Here is a 9,886-nt window from a genome sequence, read left to right on the forward strand (position 1 = left end):
CGCAGGCGGCGCCGGATCAGGGGGCTCTGCCCCCCGCCGCCCTGCGGGCGCCTCCCCCCGAGGTATTTTCGGCGAGAGGAAGGGGCGCGCACTCAGGCTTTCACCCGCTCCGAGGTGGGATCATACATCGGCTTCAGGCTGGCTTCGGCGCGGATGCGGGTGCCGGCCACTTCGATCTCGTAGGTCGAGGCAAGGACCTCGGCGGGTTTCTCGCCTTCGCAGGGCACGTAGCCGAGGCCGATGGCGCCGCCGAGGGTGTGGCCGTAGTTGCCAGAGGTCAGGTAGCCGACGACTTCGCCGTCGCGCAGGATCGGTTCGGCGTGGTAGAGCAGGGGCTCGGGATCGGTAAGCCTGAACTGCAGCATCCGCATCTTCGGCCCGCTTTCCTTGCGCGTGGCGACGGCGGTGCGGCCGATGAAATCGCCCTTGTCCACCTTCACCGCGAAGCCGAGCCCGGCATCCACCGGGTTGTCTTCCGGGGTGATGTCGTGGCCGAAGTGGCGGAAGCCCTTCTCGATGCGGCAGCTGTCCATCATGTGCATTCCGCAGAGTTTCAGGCCCATCTCCTGCCCGGCTGCGTGCAGTGTTTCGAAGACGTGGCCGGCCATGTCGGAGGAGACGTAGACCTCCCATCCCAGTTCGCCCACGTAGGTGACGCGATGCACCCGCGCGAGCCCCATGCCGATCTCGATCTCCTGCGCGGTGCCGAAGGGGTTGGCCGCGTTGCTGAAATCGTTGGGCGAGACCTTCTGGAGCAGCCTGCGCGCGTTTGGCCCCATCACCGCCAGCACGCCTTCCGCAGAGGTCACATCGGTGATGACCACGTTGAAATCGTTCACATGGCGGCGCAGGCGGGTTTCATCCGCCAGCCGCGTGGCGGCGGGAGTGACCATGAGGTAAGCGGTTTCGGAAAGCCGCGTCACCGTCACGTCGGCCTCGATCCCGCCGTTGGTGTTGAGCATCTGCGTGTAGACGATCTTGCCCACCGGCACCCGCATCTCCGCGCCGCACATGCGGTTGAGGAAGGCTTCGGCATCGCGCCCCTCGATGCGAATCTTGCCGAAGGAGGACATGTCGTACATGCCCACGTTTTCGCGCACTGCGCGATGCTCCCGCGCGCTGTTTTCGAACCAGTTCTGGCGCTTCCAGCTGTATTCATAGGCGCGCTCCTGGCCCGGATCGGCAAACCAGTTGGCGCGCTCCCAGCCCGCGATCTCGCCCATCACCGCGCCCTGTTCCAGCAGATGGGCGTGAAAGGGCGCGCGGCGGATGCCGCGGGCGGTGGCCTTCTGGCGGTAGGGGAAGTGATCGGCGTAGAGCAGGCCGAGCGTCTCCTTGGAGCGTTCGAAAAGGTAGTGCCTGTTGCCCTGGAAGGGCTGCATCCGCGCGATGTCCACGTCGCCGAGATCGAAGGGCTTCTCGCCGCTGTCCATCCATTCCGCCAGCGCCATGCCCGCGCCGCCGGCGGACTGGATGCCGATGGAGTTGAACCCGGCGGCGACCCAGACGTTCTCCATCTCCGGGGCGAGGCCGAGATGGTAGGCGTCATCGGGGGTGAAGCTTTCGGGGCCGTTGAAGAAGGTGTGGATGCCGGCTTCGGCCAGCATCGGCAGGCGGTTGACGGCGGCTTCAAGGATCGGCTCGAAGTGGTCGAAATCCTCGGGCAGTTGATCGAATTCGAAGCTCTCGGGGATGCCGCCCATGCCCTAGGGTTTGGCGGTGGGCTCGAAGGCCCCGAGTAGGATCTTGCCCGCGTCTTCCTTGTAGTAGGCGCATTCATCGGGCACCCGCAGCACCGGAAGTTGGGCGAGGCCGGGGATGTTTTCGGTGACGATGTAGAAATGCTCGCAGGCGTGCAGCGGCACGTTCACGCCGGCCATGCGCCCGACTTCATGGCCCCACATGCCGGCGCAGTTCACGATCATGTCGCAGGCGATATGGCCGCTGTCTTCGCCCTGTTGCCAGTCCACCCCCGTCACGCGGCGGCCATCCTTGCGGATCGCGGTGACCTTGGTGCGCTCGAAGACTTTCGCGCCGTTCTGCCTGGCGCCCTTGGCCAGCGCCAGCGCGATATTGGCCGGATCGCCTTGCCCATCCTTGGGCAGGTAGACGCCCGCCAGCACGCCATCGGTGTTCAGATGCGGGTATTTAGCCTTCACCTCCTCCGGTGTGATCGGATCGACCTCCACCCCGAAGGCGCGCGCCATGCTGGCCTGGCGCAGGATCTCTTCCTTGCGGTGCTCGGTGAGCGCCACGGTGATCGAGCCGACCCGCTTGAAGCCCGTGGCGACGCCGGTTTCGGCCTCCAGCCCGCCGTAGAGCTCCTGCGAGTATTTCGCGAGCTTCGTCATGTTCTGGGTGGCGCGCAGCTGCGCGATCAGCCCGGCGGCATGCCAGGTGGTGCCCGATGTCAGCTGCTTGCGCTCCAGCAGCACGATGTCCGTCCAGCCCTTCCGGGCCAGGTGGTAGGCGACGGAACAGCCGATCACGCCACCGCCGATGATGACGACGCGGGCCTCGGTGGGCACAGTCATTCGGAAACCTCCTGAGGCGGGATGAGCACGAGCTTGCCGGGGAAGCGCTTGCTCTGGAAATCGTCCTGCGCGGAATGGATCTGCTGCAGGGGATAGGTTTTCGACACGAGCGGGCGCAGGCGGCCGGAGTTGACCAGATCGATCAGCCCGGCGAAGACTTCGGCCGGCTGGTAGGTGGAGCCCGCGAGGTTGAGATCCTTCAGGTAGATCTTGCGCAGATCCATCTGGACGATCGGTCCGGCGATGGCACCCGAAACAGCGTAGGTGCCGCCCGGGCGCAGGGCGTCGATCAGCGCGCCGAAGCCCGCGCCGCCCACCACGTCCGCCACGCAGTCAAAAGCATCGCGCGGCGGAGTCTCCTCGCGCAGCAGGATCTCGGAGGCCCCGGCGGCGCGCACGGCTTCCGCCTTGCTGGCCGAGGTGAGCCCCGTCACATGCGCGCCCTGCAGATGGGCCAGTTGCACGGCGGCCATGCCGACGCCGCCCGAGGCCCCGGTGATCAGCACGCGTTTGCCTGCCGCCACGCCCGCGCGTTTCAGCAGCGCGGCGGCGGTGCCGAAGGCGCAGGGAATAGCGGCGATCTCGATGTCGCTCAGGGGTGAGGCGCCGACGTCGTAAAGGTCGGACACGGGCAGGGCGCAGAACTGGGCGAAGGCGCCGTCGCGCTCGCTGCCGATGCATTCCATGCCGAAGGGGTTCTCCGCCGTGGGGCGCGGCATCACCAGCGGGGCGGTGACGCGCTTGCCCAGCCAGCCTTCGTCCACGCCCTCACCGAGCGCCACGACGGTGCCGCAGAGATCACCGCCCTGCACCAGCGGGAAGGGCAGCGCGCCGGCCCAGCCACCGGCGGCCGCTTCGGTGACTTCCACGTCCTCACCCGTGGCGCCGCTTACCTCCTCTGCATACCACCCCAAGCGGGTGTTGATGTCGGTGTTGTTCATCCCGGCGGCATGGACGCGGATCAGCGCCTCGCCCGGCTTGGGCTGCGGCACGGGCAGATCTTCGCGCCAGACGAGCTTCTCCGGGCCGCCGTGCCCTGTGAGCACGACGCCTTTCATCAGGGGGGGCAGGGCGTCCATCAGGCAATTTCTCCAGTGATGTCATGGCCCGCCGCTTCCAGTGCGCCGGCGAGCGTTGCAATGTGATCGGGGCCGACTTCGCAGCAGCCCCCCACGAAAGAGGCGCCGGCCTGCACCCAATCCAGGGCGAAGCGGGCGTAGGCCTCCGGGGTGAGATCGCTGCGTGCGGCCAGCACGTCGGCGGTGCCACCGATGGCGAGGCTGTCGATCCCGGTGAAGCCGTTGCCATAGGCCCCGAAGGGCAGGCCGGCGTCCGCCAGCAGATTCAGATTGGCGCTGATCGCCTCGGGCCGGCAGCAGTTGAGCATGAGGCCCGTGGGCGCAAGATCCTTGAGAAGTGCAACGGCGCCCGAGAGCGGCTCGCCGGAGCGCAAGGTGGGGCTGCCGTCATCCTTCAACGTCACGGCAACCCATGTGGGCAGGCCGGTGTCCAATGCAGCGCGGGTGGCGGCTTCGATCTCGCTCAGGGCAGATAGCGTTTCGGCCAGCACCAGGTCGCTCGCCTCCACCTGCCCCTCGATGATTTCGGCGTAGAGCGGCAGAAGGTCCGCCACCGTGATGGACATGTCGGGCCGGTAGGAGCCATGCAGCGGCGAGAGGCAGGCCGCGATCCGCGTGCCCGGAGCACCCGCCGCCGCGCGCGCAGCATGAGCCAGTTCGATGGCGCGCCGCTGAAGCGGGCGGAACATCTCGGCCGCGCCCTCGCGGGCCAGCCGCTCGGGCGTGGTGGCATAGGTGTTGAGCGTCAGAACCCGTGCACCGGCGCGCAGGAAATCCTCGTGGACGGCCTGCACGATCTCGGGCTCCTCCATCAACACCTTGGCCGACCACAGCGGGTGCGGCCTCATGGAGGAGCGGCGCAGCAACTCCTGCCCGGTGCCGCCATCTTTGAGCATGATCTGTGCCATGGTGGCCTCCTAGGCCCGGATGCGGGTGTTCTCGGGATCCCAGAGCGGCGCGTCCTCCTGCACCGTGGCCGGGAATTTCTGCCCGAAGATCTCCACCTCCAGTTCGGTGCCCGGCGTGCACAGATCGGCGCGCAGCATCGCCAGCGCGATCGAGGCCCCCACCCGGTAGCCGTAGCCGCCGGAGGTGGTTTCGCCCACGATCTCGCCACCGTGCCAGAGGTTGGACATGTAGGGCGCGTCGAACTCCGGGCTGTCCACGATCAGCGTGGCGAAACGCTTGGCGACGCCGCGCTGTTTCTCGGCCAGAAGCGCGGATTTGCCGGGGAAATCCCGCGGCTTGTCGAGCTTGATGAACCGGTCCAGCCCGCCTTCGAGGAGGGAGTAATCGGTGGACAGGTCGCCCTTCCATGCGCGGTAGCCCTTCTCCAGCCGCAGGCTGTTGAGCGCATACATGCCGAAGGGCTTGGCCCCGGCCCCGGTGAGCGCATCCCAGATCGCCGGCGAATCCTCGGGCGCGCAGTGGATCTCCCAGCCCAGTTCGCCCGCGAAGGAGACGCGCACCAGCGCGGCCGGTTTGCCCGCCACGTGGCCCTCAAGGCTCGTGGTCAGCCAGCCCTTGGAGAGATCGTGATCGGTGAGCGGCGCGAGGATCTCGCGGGATTTCGGCCCCGTGAGCAGCAGGCACTCCACGTTCTTGGTGTGATCGGTCACCGTGATGCCCTCGGGTGCGTTGCGCGACAGCAGTTCGCCGTCGTGCCACTGGGCCAGCGCCGCGGTGATCAGCCCCACTTCGGTGTCGCTGTGCACCATGCAGGACATCTCCGTCACGATGCGGCCCCGCGCGTCGGCGAAATAGATCAGGCCGATGCGGCCCGGCGCCGGCAGGCGCGAGGCGGTGAGGCCGTCGATGTAGTCCTTCGCACCCGGCCCCTCGACCTTGAAGCGGCTGAAGCCCGTGATCGCCAGGATGCCGGCCGCGTCGCGCACCGCTTCGCATTCTTCCCGCACGCGGGGCTCCCACGGCCCTTTGCGGGCGAAGGTATGGGTGGCTTCCTCGCTGGTGTCATCGCCGGGCTTGGCGAACCAGTTCGCCCGCTCCCAGCCGTTGTAGGCGCCCATCTGGGCTCCCGCATCAAGAAGGCGCGTGTGAAGCGGAGAGAGCTTCTTGTTCCGCCCCGCCGGCCATTCATGATGCGGGAAGTGGATGGCATATTCGTGTCCGTAGACCTCCATGCCTTTCTGGATGCAGTAGTCGGTGTCGGTGTAGTCGGTGTAGCGGCGCGGATCGCAGGACCACATGTCCCATTCCGTCTGCCCCTCGGTGATCCATTCGGCCAGCACCTTGCCGGCGCCGCCCGATTGCGCGATGCCGAAGGTGAAGACGCAGGCCTCGAACGCATTGGGCACGCCGGGCATCGGGCCGATCAGCGGCAGCCCGTCGGGCGCGTAGGGAATGGGGCCGTTGATCACCTTGTTGATCCCGGTCTGGCCCAGCAGCGGCACGCGGGCCATGGCGTCCTCGATGTACCATTCCAGCCGCTCCAGATCGTCCGGGTAGAGCTGGAAGCTGAAATCGTCGGGCATGGGATCGTCGGGGGTGATCCAGTGGGCCTTGCAGTTGCGCTCGTAGGGGCCGAGGTTCAGGCCGGTCTTTTCCTGCCGCAGGTAGTAGGAGGTGTCCACGTCGCGCAGAAGCGGCAGCTTGCGGCCGTTGGCGGCCGTCCATTCAGCGATCTCGGGGATCTCGTCGGTGAGCATGTACTGATGGCTCATCACCATCATCGGCACCGTGCGCCCGCCGTAGGGCTTGAACCATTCGCCCACGCGCTGGGCGTAGTAGCCGGCGGCGTTCACTACGTATTCGCAGCGGATGTCGCCCTTGTCGGTGTGCACGATCCACTCGCCGTTTTCGCGGCTTACGCCGGTGGCCGGGGTGAAGCGCAGGATCTTCGCGCCCATGTCCCGCGCGCCCTTGGCATAGGCCTGCGTCAGCTGGCTCGGATCGATGTCGCCGTCGTTGGGATCGTAGAGCCCGCCGGCCAGATCATGGGTCTCCATGAAGGGGTAGGCGTCCTTCAGATCCGCCACCGACATCATCTCGATGTCCATGCCCTGGTACCGCCCCATGGAGGCGGCGCGCTCGAATTCGCGCATCCGCTCCGGGCCGTGCGCCAGCCGGACGGAGCCGGTGACGTGGTAGTTCATCGGGTAGTCCACCTCGTCGCCCAGGCGCCGGTAGAGTTCGGTGGAATAGCGCTGCAGGTTCATGATCGACCAGCTGTTGGAGAAGGTCGGGATGTTGCCCGCCGCGTGCCATGTGGAGCCCGCCGTCAGCTCGTTCTTTTCCAGCAGCACGCAATCCGTCCAGCCGGCCTTCGCGAGATGATAGAGGCCCGAGGCCCCCACGGCACCGCCGCCGATGATGACGACTCGGGCGGTTGTTGGAAAATCGGCCATGGCAGCGCTCCCCTTGGCTGGTGTCAGTAGACGGGCGGCGAGATCACCCAGATCGCGACCGCCGGTTCTTCGAACGGGTTTTCCCAGCGCAGGCTTTGGTTCCGGACACGGAAGCTGTCGCCGGGGGTGATGAGAAATGCGTCGTCGTCCAGCCAGATCTTCAGCCGGCCCGAGATCAGGTAGCCCACTTCCTGCGTGGGGCGGGTGATCGGGCCGGGCGAGCGGGCGCCGGGGCGGAAGGTGGAATGGATCACCTCGAAACTGTCGGTCAGATCGGGCGAAAGCAGCTCCTCCACCAGGCTCGCGTCCGCCTCGCCCACCCGGCGGCGGGCATCGGCGCGCACGATGCGGCCCAGCTCCTTCGCGGGGGCTTCGGCCTGACCGAAGAGCAGCGAAAGCGGCACCTCGTAGAGCGCCGCGAGGGCTTTCAGCTCGTTGTAGGCAGGGCTGGAGATGTCGCGCTCGACCTGGCTCATCCAGCCGACGGATTTTCCGAGATGCGCGGCGACCTGCCCAAGCGTCAGCCCGCGCGACTTGCGCAGGGCGCGCAGATCCGCGCCGAGCGAAGAGGAGATGCGGGAATCGTAGGACATCGGGGCTCCATGAAAAACACTTGAGAAATTTCATGGCAGGTTCGTGAAAAAGTCAAAGGAAATTTCATCCGCGGCTTGACAGGCGTCGCGGTTCATCCTCGGGCAAGCCTGCGTTCATGCCTAGGCGATCCCGGTCAGGCTGCGCTGGGCGTCGCTCCATTGCCGGGGCGGGGTGCCGTACATCCGTTTGAATTCCCGGCTGAATTGCGAAGCACTTTGGTATCCCACGTCCAGCGCCGCAGCGTTCACGCTCATGCCGCCCGCGATCTTCATCGCCGCCCGGTTCAGCCGCATGGATTTCAGAAACTGGATGGGCGAAAGCGTGGTGGCCTGCTTGAACTTGCGATGAAACACGGCCCGGCTCATGCCGGCGCGGGCGGCCATGCCGTCGATCGAGGCCTCCTCGCTCAGGTGCGAGGACAGATGAGCGATGGCGCGGGCAATGGCGTTCTCCGCGCCGAAGGCGGCGCGGGCAAAGGGCCCGGCCTCGCCTTTCAGGATCGCATAATACAGCTCCCGCAGACGTGCCGCGCCAAGCACTGCCGTGTCCATCGGGCTTTCGCCCAGTTGCAGCAGGCGCAGCAGCGCATCTGCAAACCCGGCATCCCAGCGCGCGAGGCAAAGGCCGCTTGGCGCGGGCGTTTCGGCCCGCTGCCCCGGGCCGGAGGTGCTCTCCATGTCCATGATCAACTCGAGCATCAGCCGCCGATCCAGCGACACCAGAACCCCGTAGAGCGGGGCTTCGGGGGAGGCTTCAGGCGTGCCCGCCTGCACCGGCATCGAGGTCGGGCAGCACAGGTACTGGCTGTCGTCGTAGACATAGTGCCGCCCGTCCAGAACGGCCTCCTTGCGACCGCTGACGATGGCGATGACGGAGGGCTTATAGACGGCGGGCGCACAGGGCATGGCGGTGCAGGCGCGAAACAGCTGCACGCCCGGAAGGCCGGTTTCCGTCAGCCCGTCTGCACGGGTACGGCTTGCGATGAGTGTTCTGAGCGCTGTCTTGTCCATGCAGGCGATCTAGGGGCGGATAGGGTTCAGTGGCAATAGGTTTGAGACGATCAGGCAATAAAATGAGATAATCAGCGCTATTTGAGCGCTGCATTGCGATTTATGTGCACCTCACAGAGCATCTATGGGCCGTGCTGGCCCTGCCGGATACGGAAAGGAAACCCAATGGCAAAAGATCTGACCTTCGGCCCCAAGGGCTGGCTGCCCACGCGGCTGCCGTCGCTTGCGGGCAAAACCTACGTGATCACCGGGGCCAACGCCGGGGTAGGATTTCAGGCCGCGCGGATGTTTCTGAGCAAAGGCGCATCCGTGGTGATGCTGAACCGCAGTGCCGAGAAATCGCAGGCCGCCGTGGCCGCGCTGAAGGCGGAATACGGGGCGGAGGCCGACGTCCGCTTCATCCGTATGGATCTGTCGGTTCTGGCCAGCGTGCGGGAGGCTGCCGCGGAAGTGCTGCGCACTGAGCCCCGGATCGACGCGCTCATCTGCAACGCCGCCATCGCGCAGGTGCCGGAGCGCAAGCTTACCGTGGACGGGTTTGAAAGCCAGCTTGGCACCAACCACTACGGCCATTTCCTGCTCTGCGGGATGCTGTTTGACCGGCTGGAGGAGTCCCATGGCCGGATCGTGGTGGTGGCGAGCCTCGGTTACCGGATGGGCCTGCGCACCATCAAGTTCGACGATATGAACTGGGCGCAGAACTACGGTTCCAACAAGGCCTACAGCCAGAGCAAGCTGGCGCAGATGATGTTTGCCTATGAGCTGCAGGACAGGATCGCGGCCGCGGGGAAATCCGTGCGTGTCTACGTCTGCCATCCGGGCTCTTCGGCCACGTCGCTGATCACCACCAGTGGCAGCCCCCTCACGCGTGCCCTCTTCTGGGCGATGAAGAAGACGCCACTGGTCCAGACCGCGGAACAGGGTGCCTACCCGGAGGTCATGTGTGCCACGGAATCCGGGCTCACCGAGCGCGCGCTCTACGGCCCTACGGGCCGCTTGGAGGTCGTTGGCCCGGTGGGGCGGGGCTCGCTTGAGCCGCATGCCTATGACAAGCCCGTTATGGAACGGCTCTGGACCGTTTCGGAAGAGGCAACGGGCTTCCGCTGGGCCGTCTAGGTCGTGGACTCATAATGTCTGATCCAGAGCCTTGAGCAAGCGAGGTGAAGTGCGGCGAGGAAGTTTGCTGCGGTTTTGAAGTATCGCGTTGCGATGCCGCGGAAGTGTTTGAGACGATTGAAGAACCGTTCGACCTTGTTGCGTTCGCGGTAGAGGTCTCGGTCGACGGTCCTGACCACGCGGACGTT

General features: G+C 66.2%; 7 protein-coding genes and 1 pseudogene. 1 reads left to right on the plus strand and 7 read right to left on the minus strand.

Annotated features, from left to right (window positions below; translation table 11 throughout):
* Positions 1-92: 92 nt before the first annotated feature.
* The 6 genes and pseudogenes from PSA7680_RS06900 to PSA7680_RS06925 all read right to left on the minus strand — a co-directional run bounded on the left by PSA7680_RS06900 (position 93) and on the right by PSA7680_RS06925 (position 8,582).
* Positions 93-2,534 (minus strand): annotated as a pseudogene (locus tag PSA7680_RS06900) (GcvT family protein).
* Positions 2,531-3,613 carry a zinc-binding dehydrogenase gene (locus tag PSA7680_RS06905; protein ID WP_085867939.1) on the minus strand — a complete coding sequence of 361 codons (1,083 nt, stop codon included), beginning with the start codon at positions 3,611-3,613 and terminating at the stop codon, positions 2,531-2,533. The pseudogene PSA7680_RS06900 and the gene PSA7680_RS06905 overlap by 4 nt, the downstream one beginning before the upstream one ends.
* A complete protein-coding gene (locus tag PSA7680_RS06910; RefSeq protein ID WP_085867940.1) occupies positions 3,613-4,521 on the minus strand; it encodes a homocysteine S-methyltransferase family protein in 909 nt (302 codons plus the stop codon). The genes PSA7680_RS06905 and PSA7680_RS06910 overlap by 1 nt, the downstream gene beginning before the upstream one ends.
* A gap of 9 nt (positions 4,522-4,530) precedes the next feature.
* Positions 4,531-6,978 carry a GcvT family protein gene (locus PSA7680_RS06915; RefSeq protein WP_085867941.1) on the minus strand — a complete coding sequence of 816 codons (2,448 nt, stop codon included), beginning with the start codon at positions 6,976-6,978 and terminating at the stop codon, positions 4,531-4,533.
* A gap of 23 nt (positions 6,979-7,001) precedes the next feature.
* Positions 7,002-7,571 (minus strand): helix-turn-helix domain-containing protein, encoded by a 570-nt coding sequence (locus PSA7680_RS06920; RefSeq protein WP_085867942.1) that lies wholly within the window; start codon positions 7,569-7,571, stop codon positions 7,002-7,004.
* Between the two features lie 120 nt (positions 7,572-7,691).
* Entirely contained in the window at positions 7,692-8,582 is an 891-nt protein-coding gene (locus tag PSA7680_RS06925) for an AraC family transcriptional regulator (protein ID WP_085867943.1), read from the minus strand.
* Between the two features lie 165 nt (positions 8,583-8,747).
* Between PSA7680_RS06925 and PSA7680_RS06930 the strand changes: the two genes are divergently transcribed.
* The gene (locus PSA7680_RS06930; RefSeq protein ID WP_085867944.1) at positions 8,748-9,698 is read left to right on the plus strand and encodes an SDR family oxidoreductase; all 951 of its coding nucleotides are present in this window, start codon (positions 8,748-8,750) and stop codon (positions 9,696-9,698) included.
* Here PSA7680_RS06930 and PSA7680_RS06935 read toward each other — a convergent pair.
* Positions 9,695-9,886 (minus strand): transposase (locus PSA7680_RS06935; protein ID WP_217808310.1); only part of this gene is annotated, 192 nt, incomplete at its 5' end. The two genes, PSA7680_RS06930 and PSA7680_RS06935, sit on opposite strands and share 4 nt — an antisense overlap.

It is taken from the genome of Pseudoruegeria aquimaris, from assembly GCF_900172235.1.
In the GTDB taxonomy this organism is placed as follows: Bacteria; Pseudomonadota; Alphaproteobacteria; order Rhodobacterales; family Rhodobacteraceae; genus Pseudoruegeria; species Pseudoruegeria aquimaris.